Origin of the sequence: Siminovitchia sp. FSL H7-0308, assembly GCF_037980985.1 — a bacterium.
GTDB classification, from domain to species: Bacteria; Bacillota; Bacilli; order Bacillales; family Bacillaceae_C; genus Siminovitchia; species Siminovitchia thermophila.
The window spans coordinates 3,715,282-3,742,028 of sequence record NZ_CP150282.1; the positions used below are offsets into that span (position 1 = coordinate 3,715,282).

Below are 26,747 nucleotides of genomic sequence, written 5' to 3' on the forward strand. Positions count from 1 at the left end.
CTCTGTCGACTTCTGTCTCTCCTATTCTGCTTTACTCATATTCTCAAGAAATTGCTTTCTTTTCTCCGTTTCCCGGATAAATCGGCAAGTTTGCCTGTCCATCACTACACCAAACTTCTCTTCCGCATCCTCTACAGAAAAGTAACCATTCTTAACATCTCTGATTACTTGATTGACAGGCCGCAAATAAGGATTTCCATAACCGCCGCCCGTTCCAGTCACAAGCTTCAATACATCCCCCTCACGTAAAGGATATCTGGCATACATTCCATACGGTCCATCAGAAGTGCCATCGCTTTTCAGGATATAAAATCGGTTTGTCGATCCTTCTTCACCACCGTTAACTCCCCATGGCGCATACAGATGTCTGCCATAAGTGACAGTAGCCTTGGCCTGGTCAGACAAAATCCGGTAAGAGCGGATAGTGCCTGCCCCGCCGATGAATTGTCCTGCTCCTTTGCGATCACAGTTCAAACGATATTCATCAATCATGACCCCGTACCTGGCTTCTGCGATTTCTGCGGGAATATTATAGGTTTCTCCGTCTCCGATACAAAATTGTCCTCGTTGACCGTCATGCTTCTCACCCGCTCCCCATCCTCCAACCGAAGGCTCAACCAATAAATAAGGCTCTCCGAAATCCGGATGATTTCCCGACAAGGTCACCGAACATACTGATAGAAAATGTCCTGCTGTCAGGCGGCCGGGAAGAATGGAGGCGAGTGCTTGCCACACTAAATCTGCTCCAGAAGAACCACTTTCCCAATAATTGGATACAGGCGCGGGTCTTTCCGCCGAAAAAATCGATGCCCGGTCTGTAATGACTTTCAAGGGACGAAATACGCCGTCGTTGACATCTTGAGATGGATTCGTGATCGCTAAAAAAATCGTTCGAATATCCGTAACAAGCGTTGTATAGGAGCCATTGATCGGCCCCGGAACTTGTGGGTGACTCCCTCTAAAATCACAAATAAACTCATCATCCGTGATGGTCACTTTTACCTGAATGGGAAAAGGACCGTTGCCCAACCCATCCCCATCTATAAAATTTCGAGCTTCATATGTTCCATTGGGGAGCTTTGCGATTTCTTTCAAAGCCATCTGTTCCCCTTGGTATAACAGAAGATCAATCGATGCCTCGACGGTATCTTTTCCGTAGCGCTCACATAGTTCATTAAAGCGTTTCCCGCCAATTTTCAAGGCGGCAATCTGCGCCCACATATCACCAACAGACAATTCAGGGAATCTGACATTGCTTTTAATCAATTCAACAAGAGCATCGTTCATCTTCCCTTCCTCACAGAGCTTAATACACGGAAACTGGAGCCCTTCTTGATAAATATCTGTTGAATCATTGGTAAAAGATCCCGGATCTTTTCCCCCGACCTCTGTCCAGTGGGCTTTGTTGGCGGAAAAACCCAATAATTGCTCCTTGTAAAATACAGGCATAACCAACCCAACATCGGATAAATGTGTTCCTCCCCCGCCATATGGGTCATTAATGATAAAAATATCTCCCGGTTTAATCTCGTTTGTACTGCCATATTTGTTGATGACATCTTTGACCATATAACTCAATGTTCCGATAAATCCAGCAACCCCGTTGCCCTGTGTGAGCAACTGCCCCTGTCTATCGGTCAAGCCGCAAGCAAAATCAAGGACCTCATAAATAATGGGGCTCATGGAGGTTCTTGCCAATGTGTAAAACATTTCTTCGCCAATGGACAACAGTGATTCCCTGACAATCTCCAATGTGAATGGATCATGTTCTTTCATGAGCGTTTGGATATTATTCATCTGAACCTACTCCTGTTTTGATGATTAAATTGCCGTATTTATCTGCATGTAGATTTTGTCCTTTATAGATCACAGTTACCGCGGCTTTTTCTTCGATGACTGCCGGCCCTTCAATCTGCTTTCCCGTAGGCAGTTTGCTTCGGGCATATACGTTTGTTTGAACCCATCCTTCTTGTTCATAATAAACAGGTCTGATTTCGATTAGTGCGTCCTTGAGATGATCTCTGTTTTCAATCACTTCTAAAGAAGGTTTATCTGTTCTTCCCAATGCCACCAAATGAATGTTCACAATCTCTGTTTCCTGTCCTGGCAATTGAAAGGTGTAATTTTTTTCGTGAAGATGATGAAAGGCCTCAATCATTTCCCCAATCGTTTCTTTTGTCCACCTTCCGTTTGGAACAGGCACCTTTACCGTATGTTCTTGACCGATATAACGAATATCCATAAATCGGGAAAAAACGACCGATTTTTCCGGCATCCCTTCTTCCCGAAGCTTTTCCAATGCCGACTTTTCCATTGTGATCCATTTTTCATTTAGGTCGTCAACACGCAACTCCTCGGTTCTTTGAATATACGTTTGAATATAATCGTTTCTCAGATCCGTCATCAACATTCCCCACGCAGAAAAAACGGGAGAGGCAAAAGGAATGATTACCTTCCTTACACCCAATTCTTTGGCAAGAGCGGCAGCATGCATGGACCCGCCCCCACCAAAAGCCACAATGGAAAAATTGCGCGGATCATGGCCTTTACGGATTGAGATGAGCTTTAAAGCCGTAAGCATGTTGGAGTTGGCGATTCGAATAATGCCCAAGGCTGCTTCTTCCGGACTTATATGGAACGCTTTTGCGATCTTTTCCTGTAATGCGGCCTCCACCTTTTTCATGTCAACGGAATAGTCGAAATGATTGGGCGATAACCTTCCGGTATAAAGATTCGCATCCGTAGTAGTGGGTTCTGTTCCGCCCCTGTTATACGCCACTGGTCCAGGCGAAGCACCCGCCGATTGCGGCCCGACCTTTAAGGATCCTCCTTCATCTATCCAAGCTATTGATCCCCCGCCATTGCCGATTTCAACAATATCAACAACTGGCACCTTTACCGGATATCCGGCATTTCTGCTATCTCTTTCAATGTAATAATCAGTAGAGACTTTCATTTCTCCATTCTCGATCAGGGAACATTTAGCGGTTGTCCCGCCAATATCAAACGCGATCATATTTTTTTCACCGATCAACTCCCCCAAGATAGCAGCCCCATAAACACCAGCCACTGGCCCCGATTCCAGCATATTAATGGATTGTTTTTTGGCTTCGGCAAAAGTAGTCGTTCCACCATTGGATTGCATAATATAGTTTTTATCAGGCGACCGCTCAGTTATCTCCTCTTGGAGATTGTCAATATAGGTGGATGCAATTGGTTGAACATAGGCATTTAACACTGTCGTGCTTGTTCTCTCATATTCTCTCCATTCCTTTGTCAATTCGTGGGACACGCTCACGAACACTTCCGGCCAAAGCTTCATGACCTCTTCTCTGGCTAAAATTTCATGTTGTGGATTGATATAAGAATGCAAAAAGACAATGCCGATCGCTTCCACTCCTTCGGACTTAAACTCCTCAACAATCTCTTTCAGTTCATGTGTATGAAGCGGTTGCATGACTTCTCCTTTATAATTGATCCGTTCATTTACCTCTTTTCTTAAAAGCCGTTCCACAAAAGGAGTCGGCTTTTTATATCGAATATTAAAGAGATCCGGCCTGTTCCCGCGAGCAATCTCCAGTACATCCCTAAACCCTTTTGTCGTGATGAGTCCGGTTTTCACACCTTTTCTTTCCGTAATGGCATTGATGACAACGGTAGACCCATGAATAAATTGATCAATTGTTTCGACATGATTTTTTTCGATTACATTCATAACTCCTCTTTCAAAATGTGGAGGAGTCGTAGGGCTTTTATCAACCCGCAGCTTTCCAGAATCATCAATATATGCCAGATCTGTGAATGTGCCTCCAATATCTGTCGCCACTCTCATGTCATCCCACTCCCCTAACTTGTTGTTAAAAAATCACTGGTGTCAAAACACTGATAATAACCGTTTCTTCATTAAGCGGGTTCTTCCACATATGCTTCAGTTCTGAAGGAAAGTGAATAGACTCCCCTTCCTTTAAATAAAACTCTTCCTGTTCAACCACAAAAATGATGGCCCCTTTTAATACATAGTGAAACTCCTCGCCTGGATGTCCAAAGGTAAATGTATCAACTTGCAACGGCTTCACCAATACTTTAAACGCTTCCATTTTTCTGTCATTAAAATGGCCGCTTAACATCGTAAATGTAGAATCTGATCTCGTGGTTTGAAATGGCTTTTGATCCTCCTGCTTATTGATATACTTAATCGCTATATCCTTTTGAAAAAAATCTGCCATTTCAATCTGCAACGCATCGGCTATCTTCTTTAAAGAAGTGATTGCCAATGAGGAAGTGCCTCTTTCAACCTGGGATAAAAAACCCACCGATAATTCTGTAGCTTCACTTAACTCCTTTAGCGTCATTCCTTTAGCTTTCCTAAACTCTCTAATCTTCCGCGAAACACTTTCCATAATTTTAGTATCACCTGAACTTTTATAGTATATATTAAATTATTAATATAATATCATAATTATTAAAATACACAATACTTTTTTTATGTGGACTGCTTCCGCAATTCTTAACACTTTATTATGTATCAGTATGGAATGATGACGAAAAAACAGTGAACGGGGGTATTGGAGCCAGCTGTCATTGGCAAAACAAAAGGAGATGGCGGGAAGATGTGAGAGAATTTGGCATGATCGAAAGCAAAAGCGAGGAAGAAAGAGGTGTCCGAAAAAGGTGTATCTATAAAAAGATAGAAGGAATAGCATAATATAATTAAAGAGGAAGGCGCCCAAAGGCCGAAAACTCGGCTGATTGGACACCTTCCTTTTTCAGTACGATCAACCGGGATGGCGACCGCTATTTCAATTCATTTTTCCATAACTCGCTCCCGAACACTACGACCTGAGAATCGTTTTTCGGTTAGCTTTGCAGTACAAGTACGATCACTATAGCATAAGGTCTGTCTTTTCTTTTATCTCCATAGTGCAGGTTTTTCAATTATCTCCATAGATAAGCACTTGGGGCTTGAGGGCGTTTTTTCAGTTAAATCCATAATTCAGTCCCGTGCACTACAGCTTTACTACAATTTTCTCGAATTTCCTAGAATTCTCGGTCACAATAAATGAACGTGAATGATCTTTTATGAGCACCTCCATTGTTAGGGTGGATAGGCTCAACAACTGGAAAAATGAGGAACAAAATGTGGAAGCTAAAGGGAAGTCTTCCATCCATATCCTTGAGATAATCTAAGCCCTTCTCATGCTGCTCATCCATCTTGGATGGCCATGAAGTAAGACTCCCACACGCATAAACTTCTGATGACCCGCCCAACAATAACACGGCATCAAGCTCATCTTCGTCACTCGCCATTACATGATGCCGCTAAGCGGTCGGGTTATTCTAAAGTGGGCACTTTAAAATATCTTAAAATGGACCCAAATCTATCGCAAAGGCTACAAATATGGCAATGACGCCAATGCCGATCCATATAATTAACAGCGGCAACATAAATTTCAGCCATTTTGTCCACGATACGCCCGCAACTGCAATACTCGCCATCAATATGCCAGAAGTAGGGGCAATTGTATTTGTAAAACCATCCCCCATGTTATAAGCGACAACGGCAATTTGTCTGGAGAAGCCCAGTAAATCAGCAAGGGGAGCCATGATTGGCATAACGACAGCTGCTTGCCCACTACCTGAAGTAACGATTAAATTAAATAACAAGTTAAAGAAATACATGCCTAAAGCTCCGGCAATGGCAGGTAATGGTTCTAACATCTTTGCGAAAAAGTGAACAACGGTATCCAACACCATCCCATGTTCCAGCACAACAACAATAGATCGGGCCAAACCAACGATAAGTGCGGCATACATCATTTTTTTAGCGCCTTCGACAAACAATTTGACAAACTCATTCGGTTTCACTCTTTCAATGATAGCGGTACCAATACCAATAATCATAAAAATGGCGGACATTTCACTTAATCCCCAGCCACTTTTAAAAACACCAATTGTATATACGGCCAACGCAGCCACGAAATAAAGCAATACCATTTTATGGCGCCTTGTAAAAGCCATATTTTCATCCATACGGCTAGAAATGTTTCCTTCAAATTTTTTCGTCCCCATTATACTTTTAGAAGGGTCTTTTTTAATTTTTTTTATATAAAGTAAAATATAAAGGATAGTAGATACCAAAATCACCAAGTATAGGAAAAAACGAAAAGATAACCCGCTAAAAATGGGCAGCCCGGAAATTTCCTGTGCAAATCCTGTTGTTACTGGATCAAGTCCTCCAATAGTATAGCCGGAATAGGCGCCTAAATATATAATAGCCACTCCAACAATGGCATATAATTTTAGGGCTCTTGCGATAATGACGCCGACTGGTATGAAGGCAATAACAGCGGTGTGCAATACACCCAGAAATCCGGCGATTGAAAAAACAGAAGCAACGGAAATGACAAGCAAGGTTCTTTTATTTCTCGTTTTATTGATGAGTTTCATGATTCCGGCATATACAGCACCGGAAGAATCAATGATCGCGAAAGATCCCCCAATGATTAACACGAGCATGATAATATCGGCAGCTTGGACCATTCCAGATTGAATGGAAGTAAAAAAGTCCAAAAAACCGACTGGATTACTTTCAACCACGGCATAACTGTCTGGGATAACCGTAGGAACCTTTGTAGAACTGTCTCTTTCAAATGACCCGGCAGGTAAAATATAGGTCAAAAGCGTTGCAATCATTAACAGCATAAACAAAATGACATAAGAATCAGGCATTGAGAACTTCGTCTTTTTCGTTTTTGTCACTAAACCCACTCTTATCGCCCCCTTTTTGTCAGCCAATGATTAAGGACTGTAAATCTCTTGGATAATAAGTCAATAATTCCATTCCATCTTTCGTTATTAAAATCGTATCGGAATGGCGAAAAGCACCTAATCCTTTTACATATAGCCCCGGCTCTACAGAAAATACCATTCCTGGTTGCAAAATCGTATGGTCTCCTAAATCAAAGAACGGTGCTTCATGATTTAACATCCCAATATTGTGCCCTGTATGATGTCTCGTTAATTCCGTTACGCCTTTTTCTTTGAAATAACGTTGAACTTCCTCTTCCACTTTGGATGCGGGAATCCCAGGACGAATCGTTCTAAAAGCTACCTCTTGAGCTCCTAGCATAATATGAAAGTATGTTTCTTGCTCTTTATTGATGTCTTGAATAAACATTGTCCTTTCTAGCTCACTCGTATATCCCCAAACAAATGAAGCAGACTGCGAAACAACGTTATAACCGCGTTCAAATGTTGCGTTTTGGTTTTGAGAGTGTGGAAAAGCTGAATGCGGTCCAATTTGTCCCCGATAAAACGTATGGACTGCGGGCGAACCAAATGGTTTGTAATGGGGGCCCAATGTGTCAAACATACATTGTGTTGCTTCCAAACTGGCTCTTCCTTCTACCTCAATTTCTCGTTTTCCTACCTCTGTATATTTCACCAACAGCGTGTGTGCCAGATTCCCCCAACGGACTGATTCTTTGATTAACTCGATTTCGCCGGGAGACTTAATATATCTTAGCTGTTCAACGTATCCTTTAATGCTTTTGGCAAAAGGCATCGCAAGTAAATCAGAAATGGCTGGACCTTTATATCCTTTGGTTGAACTATAAGACAATGCATCATATCCTACCACTAAAGTTTCAAAGAAAAGCGTTTTCAAAATGTCCGCCAAATAATTCATTGGGTGGACTTTACCAGGATATTCCGGGTAATCATAAACTTTTTTTACAACAGCATATTCTTCCGCATGCTCTTTTTCCAATTGAGGAACAAACAAATGGCCATCCCCATGTTGATCCAATATAAAAGCAATGGGTCTTTCGGAAGGACGGAACTGAAAGCCTGTTAGATAAAAAATATCAACGTAATCAAATAGAATGGCAGCTTCAATTCCTTCTTCTTCTAGCTTCTGAATGAAACTCTTTTGTCTTTGTCTTATTTCCTCTTGACTAATGAATAGTTTCATCTGATCATCTCCTTATTTTTCATGCTACAATATACAGAATGATATGTATAATACATAATTTAATCTCATTGATATAAAAAAAGTATTAATGAAGGTGATGTGGATGATAGAAACGAGACATCTTGTCTATTTCAAAACAGTGGCAGAACATTTAAACTTCACGAAAGCGGCCAAGCATTTAAATATTTCTCAACCGCCTTTGAGCTACCAAATCAAACAATTAGAAGAGTTGTTAGGAGTTCCTTTATTTCACCGGACCAATCGCAAAGTAGAATTAACGGATGCCGGAAAGTACTTTTATGAGGTCACCATCAAAACCTTACACAATTTGGACAACCACATCGATCACGTTAGAAAAATCGGGAAGGGAGAAATCGGGAGTCTGCGAATTGGGTTTGGAGGTTCAGTCATCTATGATATCTTGCCGAAAATCATTCGCAGCATTCGTCAACGCTATTCTGAACTAAAACTCACTGTACAGCAGCTCACCACGTTTCAACAGGTGAATGCTTTAAAAAATGGAGAAATTGATATCGGTATACTTGTCCCGCCAATAAATGAGGAATCGATAAACATATTGCCTATTCGGAAAGAAGAATTTATTGTATGTCTAAACAAAAACCATCCACTATCCAGCAGAAAAGAACCTCTTGCGGTGCAATTATTTTCCAATGAGGATGTGATTATGACACCCCATTATGCGGGGATTGGCTATTATGAATCCGTCATTAACTTATGTAAGCGCGGAGGATTTACCCCACATGTTGCACAAACTGCCCAAGAACAACTAACAATTGTATCACTTGTCGCATCAGGGTTAGGAGTCGCTTTTGTTCCTCTATCCACCGCCAACATTTATCATGAAAATGTCGTTTATCGAACGTTACAAGAAAAAGTGTATAAAGAAACGGCAATCGCATGGAATAAAGGGGATGTTACACCATCAGTCGAGCTATTTTTAACTTTTATGAAAGAACAAATGAATTCAAATGGTAAAAGCATATGAGTGTTAGGAGTGAGCCGGATCGTAAAGTCTGAAAAGCGGTGAGTATTGTATTTCTTGCTCGTATTTTTCAAATCCGGATAATCGTATCCGCAGAAATAGCTAGCATTGGCGAAAAAAATAGCCAGGTTAACATGAAGTCTCATCATTTTTTACATGAGTGCCGGCTATCATGTCCATACTAAACATTGAGGTGGGCAATATGACTCTTGTACGTCTCGGCTATGTCGCCATGAGTATGGAACTTCAAAATGCTTCCCCATCAAAAACAATGACATTTTCACAATTTCAAAAAATAAAGGACCGGGAAGCTGCCATTCGTAAGCTGGAACGGATTGCGCTTAACAATCTGGAAAATACACTGCGGCTTTTTAAGCATAATCTGATAAATGAGATACATTTTTATCGAATGACTTCGCGGCTTATTCCACTTGCCACACATGAGGAATTATTGGATTGGGATTACCTTGCGCCATTGTTGGGGATGTTGCGTGAAGTAGGAGCTTTTGCCAAAAAACACCAGATGAGAGTCGATTTTCATCCGGATCATTTTGTATTGATTAATTCTCCCAAGCAAGAGGTGCTGAAAAACTCCGTACAAAATTTAAAGCTTCATTATTTATTGTTGAAAGGGATGGGCCTCGATCAAACCCATCGTTGTGTCATGCATGTAGGCGGCAATTATAAGGAGACCGTCCAGTCGTTGGAACGATTCGTAGACAATTGGATGTTGCTGCCGCCTGCGATCCAACGGATGATCATGCTTGAAAATGACGATACATCGTTCACCCTGGATGACACCTTGTATCTTTGTGAAAAGCTTGGCATCCCCTTGGTGTTTGACTATCATCATCACCTCGCCCATCACAAGGACCCCCATTGGGAAGACCGCTGGGACCGAGTCACACAAACTTGGAAAGATTCTCCCTTTCCAATTAAAATGCATATTTCCAGCCCCAAAAGCGAAAAAACCTTTCGCCATCACGCAGATTATGTAGATGCCGACATGCTTTTCGCATTTTTACATGAAATAAAGGGATCCGTCCCGCAAATTGACTGTATGATCGAAGCAAAGATGAAAGATCAGGCCCTCTTTACATTGATGGAAGACTGCAAGAAGCGGGAGGATGTCGAAATTGTGGATGGGTCATCTTTCTTTTTACGTTAATGATTTTTGCTATACATGACAATGTGCATGCTAACCATCCTCCCACAATTTTACAATCTGCCCAATCAGTTCTCCAGATCGAAAAATAACTTCACTTACTTCACGAGCTGCCTGATTGATCTCTTCTTTGGCAACATAGTAACAGACCCGATTGGGCGGACGGTCAGTCAGTTGTAAGATTGGCCACCCTCCCTTTTCCCTCAATGCTCGTGCAACTGAGATAGGAACAATTGCCCAATAACCGCCTTTCGAAAGAAACATATAGAGCATCTTAACGGTATCCACTTGAATTGCAGTGTTAGCCACCGGACCCCAGTGTTTCTCATGCCAAATTTGATATTCGGCACCCCAGTTGATTAAAAGTTGCTTTGTAGGATTCAAGCTGCCGTTTTCAACTACTGATTCGCCATCTTCGGTTGGATAAACTAACACCATTTGCTCTTCAAATAGTTGAGTGACTTTCACATCGCGCATAATCCGATCCTGCAGGGAAAAACCAATATCCAATTGATTACCGGCAATTAATGAGTAGATTTGATCTGACTGATAAGTATGTATTCCCAGTCGGATATGTGGCAGTTCATCTATAATCCTGGCATATAAGTCATGTAAAATGTAATTATGAACGCTATCAACTGCACCAACTGTCACCGTTGTTCCTTCTTGCATTTTTCCAATGCTTCTTGCCTCAATCATAAGAGTCTCATATTTTAATGCAAGCTGGTAGAAACGCTCTCCCTCATTCGTAAGCGAAATGCTCTTTACTCCTTTTTCTCTATTCAGCAATTTTACTCCATATTCTTTCTCCAGAGAATCAAGCCTTTGGCTAATTGTAGACTGAGATACAAATAAATGGTGAGCTGCCCTGGATAAACTTCCTTGACGAACAATCGCTAAATACGTTTCCAATTGGACCGGGTTCATATAGTTCCTCCTAATATCTAATTCTTTAATATTTCAATCCTTTAAATTTAATTTTACTATATATCGGAACGGTGATACACTTCATGAAAGGGATTTCATAGTATGAGGCCTGAGGTGAAATGTCAAATAAAAAATAAATAAATATTTCATTCCCAATCTTCGAACTTATTGAAAAATAACCTTTAAGCTAAACGGTCTGTCTAAAAAGCCTAAACGATTTCATCAACTTAACGTAGGATCGTGACCGTACTAAGGCGGCAATCAAAAAAAACGGTCACATACCTATATGATCGTAAACTACAGGGTAGGTCATCAGCATTCATCGCGCCTAAAGATGGTGTAAAAACATCATGTACTAACGTCCAGGACGCTACAAGTAAAAATTGATAGGCATTAAAGGAAGCCTAAATATACGATACGAGGAGAAATGCACATGAAATGGTGGATGAGACAACCGCTGTACAAGCAGATAGCGCTCGGAGGGCTGATCGGTGTTCTTTTAGGCTTCATGCTTGGGGAAAACGTCAAGTATATTGAACCCTTTGGCACACTATTCCTCAGACTCCTGCAAATGCTCATTATTCCGTTGGTCATCACTTCCATCTTGGCCGGCATTTTACAGATGAAAGATGCAAAGTCAGTTGGAAAGGTTGGAGGCGGCTTTCTTATTTATCTTGTTGTTTCAAGCTTAATCGCAACAACAATTGGTGTTCTTACAGCTTTCATCATTCAGCCTGGTAAAGGGGTCGGTTCCATCCTCGATCACGGTGAATCGGTTGAGTCACAGGATTTCAGCTTTGTCGAACATTTCCTCTCTTGGGTACCGACAAACATTTTTGAGTCCCTGGCGAACTTGGAAATGTTGCAAATCATCATTTTTACAGTATTTATCGGACTTGTAATGCTTTCCTTGGGCAAGGAAAAGACATCCACAATAACAAATTTTGTTAATGAAAGCTCAGACATCATGATGAAGTTGACGAATTATGTAATTCAACTTGCTCCTTACGGCATCCTTGCACTCCTCGCAGGACTCGTCGGTCAGTTCGACTCCGATATGCTGGGTGAAGTTTTAAAATTTGTGATCGCAGACTATATTGCCTTATTAGTCGTCGTCTTGCTCGTCTATCCGTTTTTGCTTAAGTTAACGACAGGTCTGAGCCCGCTTCAATTCTATAAAAACGTCTATCCATCCATGCTATTTGCTTTCACTACATCCACCAGCTCTGCGACGATCCCAATTTCCCTGCAAGTCGCAAAAAAGAACCTGGGGATATCAGAACGTACAGCGGGCTTTACGATTCCATTCGGTGCTACCGCTAATATGGATGGGTTTGCAGTCGCCATTGGGATCATCTCTGTTTTTGCAGCAAACTTGTACGGTATCGATTTAACATTCGGTATGATCGTACAGTTCGTTCTTCTTGGATTAGTGTTATCTATAGGGGCTGCCGGAGTAAGAGGAGCTGGTGTGGTCATGTCAATCGTTCTTTTAGAGTCACTTGGAATGCCGCTCACCCTTATTCCAATCCTCGCAGCAATCTGGCCGGTCATAGACATGGGACATACAACCGTTAACATCACAAGTGATTTGACCGGAACGACAATCGTCGCTAAGAAAACGAATGACCTTGATGAATCCGCATTCAATAGAGCAAACAAAGAGAAAATTTTAACTGCAACATCTTCTCAAGAAATTTCTTAAACATTAGGAAGGCTGTGTTAGAAATGACTAAACGAAACACTGAGTTTTTTCCGAGCGACCTTGGAAACGAAATTGCTTCACAATTTATATATTTGAATGAAGACCCGGCTGGAAACAAGCGTCTCTTTTTCGAAAATGCAGGTGGTTCACTTCGATTAAAGGCAGCGGTGGATGCACAGAGTAAGCTTTCTTCCATTCCAGATTGCCCTGAACGCACACATGATATTGCACTTGAAATACGTGAAATAATTAAACAAGGGGAGCGCGATATTCGACTATTCTTGAATGCAAAAGACGGCACAGTCGCCGCCTCCCTTACCGCTTCAAAACTGATGTTCGAGATGGTGACAGTAATAGCCTCAGCTTCTGAGAAAGGAAATATTGTCACAACTGCTATCGAACATCCGTCTTCCTTTGATGCCTGTCAACTTGCTTCGGATTGGTTTGGACATGAACTTCGTGTAGCCGATGCAAACCCGGCATCCGGAAGCATTCCACTCGATCATATTTTGGAGTTAATCGATGAAAATACAGTCATGGCATCCATCATTATGACATCCAATATCACAGGGGCGATGCACGATATTCATACATATGCTTCCGCAATTCGGGAAAAGAATCCCGCTGTCTTTATCGTGGTAGATGCCGTTCAGGGGGCGCCGCACGGCCCAATTGACGTCAACAGCTGGGGAATAGATGCGCTCAATATCGCTCCATACAAAATGTTCGGAAACCGGGGAATTGGCTTCGCTTATCTGTCGGACCGCGTCGCCTGCCTTCCACATCATCGGCTACTTGCCACTCCAGAAAATAACTGGAGTGTAGGAAGCCCGACTCCGGCCCACTACGCATCATTCAGCAAAGTCATCGACTATATTTGCAGGATTGGTGCCTACTTCATTAACAGTGAAGATCGGCGCGCGCTTATCGAAGAAGGAATGAATCGGATTCATCTTCAAGAACAAGCCATTCTCCATCGGCTTTTGAATGGCTCTGAACGGCAGCCAGGTACAAAGCAAATGGAAAATGTCAATGTCCATTTTGAAGAAATAAATGGAGTGAATCAAGATTTGATTCTTGCACTTACATTCGATAACCTTTCTTGTACAGATGTGATACTTAAGTATGGAGAACAAGGCATCCTTGTCTATGCCCGAGAATCAACTAGCCATTATTCAAAGCGCATTCTCAACGCCGTCAGTCTCGATGCCATCGTCCGTGTCTCTCCCATCCACTGCCATAGAGAGGAAGATGTCGACAGATTCTTAGAAGTAACAGAAGGGATTGCAGCAGGCCAAATTTAAATCGGAAATATTTTTAAAATATAAGCCCAAGAGTGAAGCATTATAACCTATACGGATATCCTACATACAAATATTCCGGTGAGTGAACGATAAGACGACTTCAGCATTTGCGGGGTCGTCTTTTCACTTTGCTCCTTCCCCTATACTTAGCCCAACAGTTGAAAAGTAATTATTCGCTATTTAAAAAGTACATTGTACCCCAGCCGACCGTTCAAATCAGAGTAATTAGCCTGATAAGCAATTAAGGAGTTATTTAGAGAAGTGACGGATATTTCTTTAGCAGCACGAGAAATCCCCCCTTCTTTTTCGGAGAAAAATGAAATGTCATCAGCAGCCTAAAGCTGGTACTGCAGACTGTACTTCATTGTGTCCAAACACATCCTGGTCAAGCGATTTCTCCTGATACTTATGTTGCCATGCCCTTCGTTCCTATGAGCGACATGATCAATGAACGAAATTTCTTTTGCCCACGTCCTAATCTAGCTTGTCACTATTGGGAAAAGGAACCTCTTTTAATTGTTAAACATGTGTATAATGTTACGAAAATAAAGTGGCGACGTTTATAATTTTGCAAAGAAAGTGATGAGCACACAACAAGAAATTTTTAAAATCGAATTGAACCTTTTTAAAAAAATAAAAAAACCCCGAATAGATGAACTTTTCCTAATATTTTTTATAATTCGGGGTTCGGTTCAATCAAGTTGATTCCCCTATTTTCATTTTCCCCTTAGTCCGTGTGTGCGACGGCGCTGATTTCGATCAGTTGCTCCGGGAATGCCAAGTAATTCACGCCGATGAGGCTGCCGGCCGGCCGATGTTGTCCCATGTATTCCTTTAACAGCCGGATGACTGGTTCAGTATGCTCTTGCGCATTTGTTAAATAGATCTCGATGTAAGCGAGATTGGACTTTGTGACATCAAACCCCTGCAGTACGCGATCGAGATTTTCAAGCGTCTGTCGAGTTTGAGCTTCGATATCGCCCTCGCCAATGAACGCACCCTCCATATCATGGGAAAATTGCCCCGAAATGTAGATATTGCCGTTGACACTGTAACCTTGGGTAATACCGTGATCCCAAAGACCGTGATCATAGATTTGAACATGAGTCATTTTTTGTCTCCTTTACTTCAATGTAATGTCAGTATAAAATGAACGCAAACAAAAGAATAGTACGCACTTTTTTGATAGGTACTTCCTGAAAGGATAGTGTAAATATGAGTATGGCTGATTATAAAGAGAAGGGTAATAGTAAAGAGACACCTTTTGGTTATACGATATCGGTGATTGGTGGTAAATGGAAAATGCTCATTATTTATCTCCTGGCCGAAAACCAAACAGTTCGCTTCAATGATTTGAAAAGAAAAATAGGAACGATTACTTTTAAAACATTGAGCTCACAACTTAAAGAATTGGAAGCAGATGGGATTGTTAAACGGAAAGAGTATCCGCAAATTCCCCCCAAAGTTGAGTACAGTCTCACACAAAAAGCAGAAACGCTATTACCTGTTTTGGAGCAGTTATGTGAGTGGGGAGAAAAAAACCGCAAATAAAAATGCGGAAGTTTTTTACGAGAGCAATGAGAAAACGGTGGTTTTTATTCTTTGCTCATGGCAGAGGCATGGCGGAATATGACTCATTGACATGATCAAACTATTTAGTAGGCGTTTTCTTCCATCTCCTACTGAATGTTAGTTGAACGAAATTTAGGTGCCGTTTTCTCTACTTAGACCTTTTGTATCAACTCAAGTTTTGAAGTAGTGTATATGGCACCTTACATGGGGGATAAAAATCCCATACTTTACTCAAAATACAATGATTTCATTTTGAACAAACTTTTCAAAATGGATACTTTTCATTTGCAGTAACATCGGGCTTCATTCGATATTTTTAATAAAACTTTATTTAAAAGCAGCAGCACGATCGACATTTCGTTCTCTTCCGGCACCCGCCATTTATTTCTATATTGGGCCTGTCACACCAACTATACCGTTGCACGAATCGACACGAAATGACAGCTTTCTACCAAGAGCGGGGAACGAAAAAGATTTTAAGACTCTTACGTTCAGACCTTGACATGTTTTCTAAGGAAAGGGCACTTTTTACTGTATCGCCGGATTTTAAAACAAGTGCTGGAAAAGCGCCAACTGTCCATAAGCGACATTCATTTTTGTGAAATATTTCACATAGAAGGACTGAAAAGCTTCCCTTTTATCTGGTTAACTTTTCCAATACAAGTACTACAATTTTTACTTGAACCTCTAGTCACGTCACCTTATATGATGAATCCAGTCACTACAAATTGGAGGAATCACTTATGGAAAAAGAGAGACTGTCATATAGGGTATGGGCTAGTTTCATGCACTTGTTTTCACTGTTGCTTACTTTCATTTTACCTATTGTCGTATACTTGCTATCAAAGGGGAGAAATGATTATTTTACCCGACATGCAAAAGAGGGGATGAATCTCCACTTTACATTCTTTCCCATTTTTTTGACGTTGACTTTTATGTCTCAAAAGTTTAGCGTGGCTTCCACCTTGTCCATAGCACTGCTTATTCTCGAAACAATCTTGATTATTATAGCAACGGTTTGTACGCTAATCGGGAAAAAGTTTTCTTATCCTGTCATTAAGTACTTTAAAGTCTAAAACTGCAAGAAAGGAGGGAGAAAATCGTTGGAAAAGAATATGTTTACGATTGGCGAGTTTGCACAAAAATCCGGAGTCAGTATTAGAACTCTCCGCTATTATGACAACATCGGCCTATTAAAACCGAGTGGTTATTCGGAAGGAGGACATCGATTATACTCACATGACGATTCCACCATCCTGCAACAGATAAAAGCCTTGCAATTCCTTGGTTTTCCCTTAAAAGATATTAAAGGTATGCTGCAAAATAACACTGTTGAAGGTGATCTATTATTAAAAGCTTTAAACGAGCAAAAGCAGTTATTTGAAGCAAAAAAACTTGAAATTGAAAATATCCTATCTGATTTACACCATATGATAGAAGTGGTTGAAAATGAAGAATCCGTCCATATTGAAGCTTTTTGTGCCATGCTTCAAAAATTAATGTTTGATGAAGATACAGAAAAGTGGTTTAAAGATCATTTTTCCAAAGATGTGGCTGACAAATTATTCAATATCCAAACATCAGAAGAAATTACCCTAGATAAAAGATGGATGAACATGTTATCTTCCATTAAACAATTATCGGCTAATGAGACAACGCCATCTTCAAAAGAAGCACAAGAAACCATAGCAGCCCTGTTACAATTGATCAATGACACAATGAAGGGAAATCTCGAAATCATCGAAGAAAAGTTACCGTCCATAGAACCATTGGCCTTCCCAAACCCCTTAACAGAAAGAGAACAGCTATTTTTAAAGCAAGCCTGGGACATTTATCAGACGCATCACCAATGAGATCGAAAAAATATCTAGTCGGATAAAAACAACCACGTGACGGCGCCCTCTTTATGGTAAACAGGTCTTTCAACCCTTGTAAAAAGACAACAGATGGACTTTTCAACATAGAGCACTTGAAGTTGGTTGAGCCCGTCCGAGAGTAAGTTGCCCGTCAAAGAGGCGATAACATACCTAAAAGCCGGACGAGGCGGATCTAGCCTATTTATTTTCTCCTGAATCCACCCGGCTTTTCAGGTATTTCCCCTTATGAGCGAGGAGATCCGCCTTCTATACGCTGGGATTTCACCTTATTCGCGGGGATCTGCCTTCTGATATTCATTAAATGTTTGATTAGAGGTGAGTGAACAGGTGGCGTCAAAAACAAAGTTTACGAAAGAACAGATCATTGATGCGGCGTTTGAAATTGCAAGGACGGAAGGAATCGATTCAATTACAATCTGTTTTTAAAGTCTTTTTGCCAGGCCAATGCCATTTCAGCTTCATTTTCACTTGCTACTTGAAAAACATATTCTTCTTTGTTTCATTCAATGATCAGGTCCGTGCTCACCTTTAAAAATCCAAAAACTTTCCTCATGGTTTCTTTCCTTATTGGTATACTCCCTGCAAACCCAACTACTTTTAAATCTCCCTTTTTCGAGATCAATCATAGAAACGTAGTTTAAATAAAAGGAAATGGTAAAATTCCCATTAAACAAGTATTTATTGAAACTATCATAGAGCATCTTCCAGGCAATAAATCCGCATAAAAAATTAAAAGGCCTGAGCCCGGTAGAATACCGAATTCAGACCTTGGAGGTTGCTTAAGAAAATATGATGCCTACCTTTTTGGAGTACCTCAAAATGAGTGTTTCTTTTTTCCTGCTTTCATGATTGAAAGAGTGATATTTAAATAATCTTATATATTTATCATTCACTTACATAAGATTTTGCATTGGCTGAAGCTTTATCAGCCTTTATTATCTTTTTTCCTTCCTCATACGGTTAAACTATGCTGTTGTGGTTCTTCAACGTTTACTTGGTCCATCCAATCTTTTCCTTCTAATTGTCTTGAAACGAGCATACTTGCTACTGTATCCCCAGTAGCGTTGACCATTGTCGCTGGCGGATCTACGACGACACCGATGGCTGAAATAATTGGCAATGCTTGGATCGGCAAGCCATAGAGAGTAACAATAACCATTTCGCCAATAAAGCCACCTCCAGGAATCCCGCTCATTACAACCCCGGATAATAAGGCTATACCAATAGCTGTTAGAAATGTATCTATTCCGCTATAGTCCATGTTGAACACACCAAATACAAAAGCAATTTTAAGTATTGCTGAAAGACAGGATCCATCCATATGAATGGTTGCTCCAAGAGGTAATACGGTTTCCCGGATATCTTTCGGAACGCCTATGTTTTTGGCAGCTTGTAAGTTTACAGGTAATGTGGCAAAACTGCTTCCGGTTCCCAATGCCGTTGCTGCTGGTGTAAGGATATTTTTCCAAAAACGGGTAACCCCCTTTTTTCCTCCTGCAATAAATGCATAAAGTGTAAATCCGATCGCAAAGTAAAGAATGGCAACCGGATAATAAAGGAGGAATGCTTGAGCGTAATCACCAATCAACTCCGCGCCCATATCTCCTATCAACGCAGCGAAATAAGCTCCTAAACCGATGGGTGCATAATACATAATAAGTTGAATGACCTTCATAAATATTTCAGATCCACTTTCAAGAAATCTGGCAAACGGTTTGCCAACTTCACCGGTTAACCCTGTTGCGATTCCAATAAGAACAGAAAACACAATGAGAGCCAGCATGTGTTGACGGGAAAACAAGTTAACAAAATCCGGAACTGTGAAAGTGTTTACAAGTTGTTCTGAAAGTGAAACCGTTTCTACGTTTTCCGGAGTTTCCAAAGGGATATCCACACCAGATCCCATCGGAAAAATGACCGTTGCAGCAAGCATCGTTACCGATGCAATAATACCAGTAATGACGAAAATGGTTATCATCAATCCCATGATTTTACCAAGCCGGCGCATGCTGTCCATGTTGGCTACAGCCGATGAAATGGAAAAGAAAACAAGTGGAACAACGACCATGAAAAGTAGATTGATAAACAAGTCTCCAAGTGGCCGAATGACACCAGCCTTTTCACCAAAAATCAGTCCGATAATGGAGCCGATCATAATTGCGGAAAGAAGAATTAATGGAAAACGATAGGCTTTTAATTTTTTTCCCAAAGTCGTTACCCCCTATGTTTGTTAGCTTCTATTCCATTCGAATTAATATTTATCCCGCATGCAAGGTGCCATATACACCACTTCAAAATCTTGAGTAAATACAAAAGGTCTAAGTGGAAGATAACGGCACCTACATGCCCGCTTCGTTCAACGAACATGCAGTAGGAGATGGAAGAAAACCCCTACTGAATGAAGTTTCACTTTATTCCAGTGGTAATATCCCTTCTCTTTTCTGCCACCCTTGTCAATTTTACATGTTTGCTTTAGCCATTTAATCGTTATATCTCCACTTAAGCTAACATATATAATATTCTGAATACGACAAAACTGCAACAGCCCCCATATGTTTAGCCGTTCTTTCAACACTTTTTATCATTTAATCCACAATCCAAATACATTTTCTCTCCGCTGTATACGTCAACCCTGCAAAACAAATAAATCTTCATTGAATAATGTATGGTTTGCGTATAGGGAAGGAGAACCGCCTGTATGTATGAACAGTACATTTTCACCCTTCTTGAAAGTTTCATTTCGGACCAATACAATCAGTCCTGCCATTACTTTCCCAGTGTAAACGGGATCTAATAGGATCCCTTCTGTACGTGCCAGCATTTGTACTGCTTCAATCATGCCTTCAGTTGGAATCGTGTAACCTCCGCCAACAAACTGATCGTTGCATTGCACCCTTTCGATGGGAAGATCACATGAAACATTTAGAAACTTGGCTGTCTCCTGAACTAGTTGATAGATTTTAGGGATCTGTAATTCATTTGATCTGGAAACATTGATCCCTGTTACCTTAATGGGGGCATTGTTTCCATGTAACCCAACAATTAATCCTGCTTGTGTTCCACCGCTTCCACTTGCCACAACAATATGGTCAATCGTGAGCCCTTGTTCAAATGATTGTTGGAGGATTTCCTGTGCACAAGCAACATAACCTACAGTACCCAACTCATTTGATCCACCGACAGGAATGACGTAGGGATTTCTTCCTGAAGCAATCAGTTTCTCACTTACTGCCTGCATCTCGTCATTTAAATCTGAACCATTTTTTACGACTATAATCTCTTCTGCTCCAAGCAATTTATATAGGAGGTTATTTCCATTCGCATTTGGGTCATATGTTGTTGCAACCCCTTCTTCTAATACAAGCTGGCATTTTAATCCCTCTTTCACTGCTGCAGCCAATGTTAGACGGCAATGGTTCGATTGAAGCGCACCACATGTTACAATCGTGTCTGCTCCCTTTGCAATTGCATCCGCCATTAAAAACTCTAATTTTCTTGTTTTATTGCCGCCTCCGGTCAGTCCCAACAAATCATCTCTTTTAATGAAAATATTAGGCCCATTTAATAAATGAGTAAGCCAATTTAACTTTTCAATGGGTGTTTGTACTTGTGTATAACATCTTCTCGGTATTTTTGATAATAACATTCAAATATCCCCACCTTTTTTGACGGCCGTATTGTTTCGTCAATTCTATTACAAACAACCGCCGATCTCTACATCACCCTGTTTATGAATCTTAGATGTCCCGTGTAAATACATATTCCTCCCCCTTTCCACTTTATACGCTGACTGATGCTTCTGACAGAAGTTCTCCCTCAGCAACAAGAACCGCATTTCCCTCCAAAAATATATCTTGAACATAGTCTTCTGTGATTCGAAAGGTAATCGTCAAAATGCCTCCCTTGGTATGAACTTTCACAGGAGGAGATACATTGCTCAACAAACCTGAAATAATGGCCGAAGCGGTCGCACCAGAACCACAGGCCAATGTCTCATCTTCCACTCCACGTTCATACGTTCTAATCTTGATTTGATTTTCACCACATATTTCAATTAAGTTTACATTCGTTCCACTTGTACAGATGGCTGGATTGTATCTGATTGCTCTGGCCCACTGAATAAAATATTGATCCTGTTTTAGATCAATATTCCTTTCAACAAATACTGTATGTGGTACGCCTACCCAAGCAAAATGATAGAAAGCGCTTTCATCCGAAGGAAAAGGTTGATGGAGATCGAAACCCTGAATCGGTATGGGCGGAAATTTAATTTGGACATTCTCATTAAGTATTCTTCCTTTGTAAATACCATTCAACGTTTCAAAAGTCATGATATCCCCGCCTATTCCCATTAAATAGGCATATTTCACAATACAGCGTGCTCCGTTTCCGCACATCTCCCCTTCACTGCCGTCTGAGTTGAAATATCTCATTTTAAAATCTGCTGAGGTAGATTTTTCCAATAACATGAGGCCATCCGCACCAATATGGAACCTCCTGGTGCAAACGGACTTGACAAAATGAGAAAGCTCAAAACTTTTCATTACAGATTCCCGATTATCAATCACAATAAAATCATTGCCGCAACCATGCATTTTTTTAAACGGTACTTTTCTCAAGCCTGAATCACTCCTCTTATGATGATTTCACTCACATCATTAAGTTCCCTCCCATATTTCAAGTTGTAGGTCGTGTCGTTTACAATAACCTGTTGACTCTATGTGAAGAACAGCTATATAAGCACTAGCAAGTTTCATGCCTACGCAACATTTTTCTTAAAACAAATGAAAAAACAACATTTTAAAGTCTTTACAGAAAGATGTAACTTTATCTAATATTATAAATTTTATATATGAATAATGCAAAAACTGCCGAATATTCAGCAGTTTACTTTTGATAGATTAATTTTGCCAGTATAGATTGCAAAGTTTGTAAAGGCTTATCCAATAATATAGAAAGGTGGCATTGGTTTCACAGCAACAGTAACTCTCATGTTGTTTTGTTTCTTTCATCATATTCAAGTATCCTTCAGCTCTTCCGTCCACCTGCAAGCCTCTTTAATATCCATATCAAGATATTCATAGACTGTTGTCCTGGACAGATTACATTTTCTCGCGATTGCAGCGACTTTAAAACCCTGTCTTTTCAATTTGATGGACTCTTTGGTCAAGTAATTCACATACAAAAAAATCCCTCCCATAAGAAGGAGGAATTCTCGTTTTTTCCTCAGGTAGCAGGAAATCTCCTGGAAAGGAAAACCGTTCCGCTGCTTCAAATTACACCAATAATTAGAGCGATCATGACTAAGATGATGCTTAGTCCCCACATCCAGAATAGGGAATAGCGCAGGTGTTTTCCCATTTCCAATCCTGCCAATCCGAGTGCCAGCCAAACTGCCGGCGCCAATGGGCTGACAAAAGTACCAACTATGTTTCCAATAATCATTGCATACGCTGTAGATAAAGAGGATACGCCAACACTTGCAGCAATTTGATCAACAACAGGAAACAATGCGAAGTAATAGGCATCTGTACTTAATACTAAATCGAACGGTACACCTAATACCCCAATGATTATATGCAAATAAGGGATAACGGTTTCAGGCAGTACCTTTACAACATCATTTGCAATTGCATCTAACATCCCTGCTCCATTCAATATTCCTAAGAACAGTCCTGCAGCCAAAATGATCGAGGCCATAGTAAGTGCATTGGGTGCATGGGCACGCAATCTCTCCATCTGATCATTAACCTTTCTAAAGTTAATGGGCAATGCGATACTTACACCAATCATGAAAGCTAAACCTGCCGGGATAATCCCTGCAACGAGTACTCCAATAACGGCTAATGCTAAAAGCGAGTTTACCCAAATTAATTTAGGGCGATTTAAAGAATCATCTCTTGTAGAATGGGCAGCCTCGTGATGATCTTCTACCGAAGCATCCAGTGCTGCTGCCATTTCCAATGCTCCATAGTTCGCAATAATTCTTCTCTTTTCTCTTATTCCTAGAAAAACCGCTAAGACAATCATCAATATTAATCCAATCATTTGTATTGGAATCAGGGGTCTCCATAATTCTGTTACATCCATCTTCAAGACAGAAGCCGTTCTTCCTAATGGCCCCGCCCAAGGAAGCATATTCATAATGCTTGCGCTCCCTCCAACTAGCAGAAGAAGCAAATATGGATTCATTTTCAATCGTTTATACAGCGGCAAAAGTGCCGGAATTGTTATTAAAAAGGTAGAAGCACCCGATCCATCCAATTGTGCAATCGCTGCAATTAAAACGGTTCCAACACTCACTGTAATTACATTTCCGCGTGAAATAACGACCATTTTATTAATGAGCGGGTCAAAGAGTCCTACATCTTGCAAAATTCCAAAGAAAATAATCGCAAAGATAAACATTATGGCAACATTCATAACAGACCCGACACCACTTTCAAAAAAGCCGCCAATTTTTCCCATACTAAACCCCGCAGCCAACGCGCCGAGAATAGGGGGTATAACCATAGCAACAATTGGGGTGACTCTTCCACTGATTAGTAAAGCGACAATGACTAAAATCGTAATAAGACCGATTAAACTAAGACTCAATTGATATTCCCCTTTCCGTAGTTCACTAACTTCCTTTATCTGGATGCGTTTTCATTTGGTGCTCTATTTTTGTTAGTAAAAAATTATCACGGAATAAGGAAAGGGTAAATGTTCTACTCATAAAACAAATAATTATCATTTTGGTAATTTTGTTCATAAGCTTCACAACGAGTGTATTGACGTTCTGGCCTGCCGACAGTTCCGTAGTTGAGCTTTGTTTTTACCTTTTTTATAGAAACTAAATATTCCAAGTAACGGCGTGCTGTCGAACGGCTTATTCCTAATAATTTGCTCAATTCTACAGCTGTTACTCCCACTCCCGCAGCCATCTTATCGTTTAATAATTGATTAATTTTGCCTAAAGTAATCGAATCTATGCCTTTTGGAAGCTGCCGATCTGGACTATGTGAATCCAATAAACGGCGAAAACCCGTCAGATAGTCAATATCTGCTTGTTCAAGCTCTTTTTTAGACTGCATATAATTTCTATATTTTTTGTACCTATATAAAGTTTGTGCAAATCGGGCATCGTCCACAGGCTTCACGATAAAATCAAAAATTCCACCGCGCAATGTTTCTTGTATAGCCGATGTATCTTTTTCGGCACTTACGACTACCATATCTACCTCTTGATATTCATGGCGAATTTGCCAAAATAGCTCCAAACCCTCAACATCTGGAATATATAGATCCAGCAATAGCAAATCGGGCATGTTTTGACAGTTTTCAAGATATTGCAATGCCTCGTTACCACTTTTTACAACCTTTTGAACATCAAACCCTGCTACTTTTTCAACATATTGACGATTAATTTCCGCCACTCTAAAATCATCCTCAATAATGAGTACCGAATATGTTTTCTTCATCCTTCTCTCCTCTAATCTTTTGGTATGATGATGACGAAACAGGCCCCTTCAAGTTCGCCTTCTTCCAAAACAATGGCACCGCCGGCTTCATTCAGCGCGAATTTAGTGAGAGCCAAGCCTGTTCCTCGATTGAAACCTTTCTTGGTTGAATATCCTTGCTGAAAAATCCGGGACATATTTTCTTGCGGTACACCAATGCCAGCGTCTTCAATTTCAAAAATACAATCGTCTCCTATATCAGTAAAAAAGATGGAAACCTTACGCTCACTTTCACCTTTAGTTTTTACCGCATCAAATGCATTTTCAATTACATTACCCAGTGCGGTTAGTATGGCATCCTGCTTTTTCTCAGAAAACTCGTATTCCAGGTGGCTATCTGGATGAATCGTCATCATAATACCCAGTTCATTTGCTTGATTAAATTTCCCTTGCAATAATGCATGAATTAACGGATCAGAAACCTTTTCTTTCAAAAGGTTCAATCTATTCTGTTGCATATTGCTTTCTTTCTTTATAAAATCAATTGCGTCTATCTTTCTATCGTTCTGTATCAATCCCAGAATGATATGAAGTTTGTTAAAGTATTCATGTGTCAGGGCGCGCTGCGTATTAGCATATTGCTTGATTCGTACTAACTCCGCCGTCATTTTTTCCAATTCCGTTTTTTTACGGAAAGTATAAACAACTCCGGTAAAAACATTTTCGCTGTATATCGGAGTTTGATTAACAAGGGCGATATTTTTCCCGAGAACCATTTCCCTGTCATAGTAACGATCCTTTTGTTTAAATAAAGCACTTTTATATAATGAGGGGGTAATCTCTTTGATTGATGTCCCCAGATAATTTATTTCTTTCTGCTTCTTTTTGGAAAAAAGAATGTCTTTTGCCGCCAAATTCATGGCTGTAATCATCCCTTGGTTGTCCACAGCGATGATCCCTTCATGTGTCGACTGTAAAATTGCTTCGTTTTGTAAATATAAACGGGATATTTCCTCCGGCTCCATATGATGCAATAAGCTTTTAATATAATAGGAAATCAAACTAGCTCCTAAAATACCTAAAAGCATAATATTACCAAGTGTAAACCACAATGTTTGGCTTTGATTTTTGATCATTTTTTGGACACTATCGTTAAGAAAACCAACCGACACGATTCCAATAATTTTTCCTTCTGAATAGATGGGTACCTTCCCGCGAATAGATAGACCAAGTGATCCGTTTTTTTTCGATACATAAGATTCCCCGTGAAACAATGCTCTATCATTATCCCCGCCCACCATTTTTTTCCCAAGTTTGCTAGTATCGGGATGCGAGTATCTAATTCCTTCTGTATTCCCGACAACGATGAACTCAGCACCCGATTCCTTTTGTATTGGCGAAACGATTTCTTGAATCGCTAATGAAGGATCTTCCAATTGTAGTGCTTCTTTGATTTCAGGGATATTTGCTACACTATGGGCTAAACCAATGGCTCGTTCTCCTATTTGATCCTCTATCACATTTATAATAAATTTATGAAGAAATATCGAAAAAATAATGCAAATTCCAATGATCAACAAACTGATTAATATGATCATTTTGATTTTCAAGCTATACTTCACCTTTGGAATTCTGCGTTTTCGATGCATATGACAAATCCCCTAAAAATATTTTTAAAGTTTATTATAACATTTGTTTAAAGGACCAGGCGATTTCAGAGCTATTTGAGGAGGATAAAGCAGCGTTCCATCTTTTGCCGGTAAAAGAGTATAAATGCGTC

At 40.4% G+C, this 26,747-nt stretch carries 21 protein-coding genes; 7 read left to right on the plus strand and 14 right to left on the minus strand.

Annotation, left to right across the window (positions count from 1 at the left end; translation table 11 throughout):
• Positions 1 to 21: 21 nt before the first annotated feature.
• The 5 genes from MHB50_RS17460 to MHB50_RS17480 all read right to left on the minus strand — a co-directional run bounded on the left by MHB50_RS17460 (position 22) and on the right by MHB50_RS17480 (position 7,972).
• Positions 22 to 1,797, minus strand: a complete 1,776-nt coding sequence (locus MHB50_RS17460; RefSeq protein WP_340084325.1) for a hydantoinase B/oxoprolinase family protein — start codon at positions 1,795 to 1,797, stop codon at positions 22 to 24.
• Positions 1,790 to 3,832 carry a hydantoinase/oxoprolinase family protein gene (locus MHB50_RS17465; RefSeq protein WP_339164970.1) on the minus strand — a complete coding sequence of 681 codons (2,043 nt, stop codon included), beginning with the start codon at positions 3,830 to 3,832 and terminating at the stop codon, positions 1,790 to 1,792. The genes MHB50_RS17460 and MHB50_RS17465 overlap by 8 nt, the downstream gene beginning before the upstream one ends.
• Positions 3,833 to 3,857: 25 nt before the next feature.
• Complete coding sequence (locus MHB50_RS17470; RefSeq protein ID WP_340084326.1) at positions 3,858 to 4,352, minus strand: XRE family transcriptional regulator; 495 nt, start codon at positions 4,350 to 4,352, stop codon at positions 3,858 to 3,860.
• 1,009 nt (positions 4,353 to 5,361) lie between these two features.
• Positions 5,362 to 6,768 (minus strand): AbgT family transporter, encoded by a 1,407-nt coding sequence (locus MHB50_RS17475; RefSeq protein WP_340084328.1) that lies wholly within the window; start codon positions 6,766 to 6,768, stop codon positions 5,362 to 5,364.
• Between the two features lie 19 nt (positions 6,769 to 6,787).
• Positions 6,788 to 7,972, minus strand: coding sequence for a Xaa-Pro peptidase family protein (locus tag MHB50_RS17480; RefSeq protein WP_340084329.1), 1,185 nt, complete (start codon positions 7,970 to 7,972; stop codon positions 6,788 to 6,790).
• A 103-nt stretch (positions 7,973 to 8,075) separates the two neighbouring features.
• Between MHB50_RS17480 and MHB50_RS17485 the strand changes: the two genes are divergently transcribed.
• Both MHB50_RS17485 and uvsE read left to right on the plus strand, forming a co-directional pair.
• Positions 8,076 to 8,978 carry a LysR family transcriptional regulator gene (locus MHB50_RS17485; RefSeq protein WP_340084330.1) on the plus strand — a complete coding sequence of 301 codons (903 nt, stop codon included), beginning with the start codon at positions 8,076 to 8,078 and terminating at the stop codon, positions 8,976 to 8,978.
• Positions 8,979 to 9,177: 199 nt separating this feature from the next.
• On the plus strand, positions 9,178 to 10,143 hold the full coding sequence (uvsE, locus tag MHB50_RS17490; protein ID WP_340085359.1) for a UV DNA damage repair endonuclease UvsE: 966 nt from the start codon (positions 9,178 to 9,180) through the stop codon (positions 10,141 to 10,143).
• Between the two features lie 30 nt (positions 10,144 to 10,173).
• Here the strand turns inward: uvsE and MHB50_RS17495 are convergent, their stop codons facing one another.
• Entirely contained in the window at positions 10,174 to 11,067 is an 894-nt protein-coding gene (locus tag MHB50_RS17495) for a LysR family transcriptional regulator (protein ID WP_077114418.1), read from the minus strand.
• Positions 11,068 to 11,500: 433 nt separating this feature from the next.
• Between MHB50_RS17495 and MHB50_RS17500 the strand changes: the two genes are divergently transcribed.
• Both MHB50_RS17500 and MHB50_RS17505 read left to right on the plus strand, forming a co-directional pair.
• Positions 11,501 to 12,772, plus strand: coding sequence for a dicarboxylate/amino acid:cation symporter (locus MHB50_RS17500; RefSeq protein ID WP_340084331.1), 1,272 nt, complete (start codon positions 11,501 to 11,503; stop codon positions 12,770 to 12,772).
• A gap of 23 nt (positions 12,773 to 12,795) precedes the next feature.
• Complete coding sequence (locus MHB50_RS17505; protein ID WP_340084333.1) at positions 12,796 to 14,076, plus strand: aminotransferase class V-fold PLP-dependent enzyme; 1,281 nt, start codon at positions 12,796 to 12,798, stop codon at positions 14,074 to 14,076.
• Positions 14,077 to 14,803: 727 nt separating this feature from the next.
• Here MHB50_RS17505 and MHB50_RS17510 read toward each other — a convergent pair.
• Positions 14,804 to 15,187, minus strand: coding sequence for a RidA family protein (locus tag MHB50_RS17510; RefSeq protein WP_340084334.1), 384 nt, complete (start codon positions 15,185 to 15,187; stop codon positions 14,804 to 14,806).
• Between the two features lie 104 nt (positions 15,188 to 15,291).
• On the opposite strand from MHB50_RS17510, the gene MHB50_RS17515 reads away from it, so the two are divergent.
• The 3 genes from MHB50_RS17515 to MHB50_RS17525 all read left to right on the plus strand — a co-directional run bounded on the left by MHB50_RS17515 (position 15,292) and on the right by MHB50_RS17525 (position 17,501).
• Positions 15,292 to 15,627 carry a helix-turn-helix domain-containing protein gene (locus tag MHB50_RS17515; protein ID WP_340084335.1) on the plus strand — a complete coding sequence of 112 codons (336 nt, stop codon included), beginning with the start codon at positions 15,292 to 15,294 and terminating at the stop codon, positions 15,625 to 15,627.
• Positions 15,628 to 16,391: 764 nt separating this feature from the next.
• On the plus strand, positions 16,392 to 16,724 hold the full coding sequence (locus MHB50_RS17520) for a DUF4870 domain-containing protein (RefSeq protein WP_339164976.1): 333 nt from the start codon (positions 16,392 to 16,394) through the stop codon (positions 16,722 to 16,724).
• Between the two features lie 27 nt (positions 16,725 to 16,751).
• Positions 16,752 to 17,501: a MerR family transcriptional regulator gene (locus MHB50_RS17525; protein WP_340084336.1), complete on the plus strand. Its 750-nt coding sequence runs from the start codon at positions 16,752 to 16,754 to the stop codon at positions 17,499 to 17,501.
• A 976-nt stretch (positions 17,502 to 18,477) separates the two neighbouring features.
• Here MHB50_RS17525 and MHB50_RS17530 read toward each other — a convergent pair.
• The 7 genes from MHB50_RS17530 to MHB50_RS17560 all read right to left on the minus strand — a co-directional run bounded on the left by MHB50_RS17530 (position 18,478) and on the right by MHB50_RS17560 (position 26,577).
• Positions 18,478 to 19,734 carry a dicarboxylate/amino acid:cation symporter gene (locus MHB50_RS17530; protein WP_340084337.1) on the minus strand — a complete coding sequence of 419 codons (1,257 nt, stop codon included), beginning with the start codon at positions 19,732 to 19,734 and terminating at the stop codon, positions 18,478 to 18,480.
• A gap of 417 nt (positions 19,735 to 20,151) precedes the next feature.
• On the minus strand, positions 20,152 to 21,171 hold the full coding sequence (locus tag MHB50_RS17535; RefSeq protein ID WP_340084338.1) for a D-cysteine desulfhydrase: 1,020 nt from the start codon (positions 21,169 to 21,171) through the stop codon (positions 20,152 to 20,154).
• 133 nt (positions 21,172 to 21,304) lie between these two features.
• Entirely contained in the window at positions 21,305 to 22,144 is an 840-nt protein-coding gene (gene dapF, locus MHB50_RS17540) for a diaminopimelate epimerase (protein WP_340084340.1), read from the minus strand.
• A gap of 398 nt (positions 22,145 to 22,542) precedes the next feature.
• A complete protein-coding gene (locus tag MHB50_RS17545; protein ID WP_339164983.1) occupies positions 22,543 to 22,710 on the minus strand; it encodes a helix-turn-helix domain-containing protein in 168 nt (55 codons plus the stop codon).
• 86 nt (positions 22,711 to 22,796) lie between these two features.
• Positions 22,797 to 24,122, minus strand: a complete 1,326-nt coding sequence (locus MHB50_RS17550) for a citrate:proton symporter (RefSeq protein WP_339164984.1) — start codon at positions 24,120 to 24,122, stop codon at positions 22,797 to 22,799.
• Between the two features lie 113 nt (positions 24,123 to 24,235).
• Positions 24,236 to 24,988: a response regulator gene (locus tag MHB50_RS17555; protein WP_340084341.1), complete on the minus strand. Its 753-nt coding sequence runs from the start codon at positions 24,986 to 24,988 to the stop codon at positions 24,236 to 24,238.
• Between the two features lie 11 nt (positions 24,989 to 24,999).
• The gene (locus MHB50_RS17560; protein WP_340084343.1) at positions 25,000 to 26,577 is read right to left on the minus strand and encodes a sensor histidine kinase; all 1,578 of its coding nucleotides are present in this window, start codon (positions 26,575 to 26,577) and stop codon (positions 25,000 to 25,002) included.
• Positions 26,578 to 26,747: the final 170 nt, after the last annotated feature.

What these genes read in the sequence shown, in the direction of transcription:
- MHB50_RS17465 (WP_339164970.1), bottom strand. Translation starts at nt 3,832, where the DNA reads ATGAGAGTGGCGACAGATATTGGAGGCACATTCACAGATCTGGCATAT.
- MHB50_RS17535 (WP_340084338.1), bottom strand. Translation starts at nt 21,171, where the DNA reads ATGTTATTATCAAAAATACCGAGAAGATGTTATACACAAGTACAAACA.
- MHB50_RS17505 (WP_340084333.1), top strand. Translation starts at nt 12,796, where the DNA reads ATGACTAAACGAAACACTGAGTTTTTTCCGAGCGACCTTGGAAACGAA.
- MHB50_RS17515 (WP_340084335.1), top strand. Translation starts at nt 15,292, where the DNA reads ATGAGTATGGCTGATTATAAAGAGAAGGGTAATAGTAAAGAGACACCT.
- MHB50_RS17480 (WP_340084329.1), bottom strand. Translation starts at nt 7,972, where the DNA reads ATGAAACTATTCATTAGTCAAGAGGAAATAAGACAAAGACAAAAGAGT.
- MHB50_RS17520 (WP_339164976.1), top strand. Translation starts at nt 16,392, where the DNA reads ATGGAAAAAGAGAGACTGTCATATAGGGTATGGGCTAGTTTCATGCAC.
- MHB50_RS17500 (WP_340084331.1), top strand. Translation starts at nt 11,501, where the DNA reads ATGAAATGGTGGATGAGACAACCGCTGTACAAGCAGATAGCGCTCGGA.
- MHB50_RS17460 (WP_340084325.1), bottom strand. Translation starts at nt 1,797, where the DNA reads ATGAATAATATCCAAACGCTCATGAAAGAACATGATCCATTCACATTG.
- MHB50_RS17470 (WP_340084326.1), bottom strand. Translation starts at nt 4,352, where the DNA reads ATGACGCTAAAGGAGTTAAGTGAAGCTACAGAATTATCGGTGGGTTTT.
- MHB50_RS17510 (WP_340084334.1), bottom strand. Translation starts at nt 15,187, where the DNA reads ATGACTCATGTTCAAATCTATGATCACGGTCTTTGGGATCACGGTATT.
- uvsE (WP_340085359.1), top strand. Translation starts at nt 9,178, where the DNA reads ATGACTCTTGTACGTCTCGGCTATGTCGCCATGAGTATGGAACTTCAA.
- MHB50_RS17485 (WP_340084330.1), top strand. Translation starts at nt 8,076, where the DNA reads ATGATAGAAACGAGACATCTTGTCTATTTCAAAACAGTGGCAGAACAT.
- MHB50_RS17495 (WP_077114418.1), bottom strand. Translation starts at nt 11,067, where the DNA reads ATGAACCCGGTCCAATTGGAAACGTATTTAGCGATTGTTCGTCAAGGA.
- MHB50_RS17555 (WP_340084341.1), bottom strand. Translation starts at nt 24,988, where the DNA reads ATGAAGAAAACATATTCGGTACTCATTATTGAGGATGATTTTAGAGTG.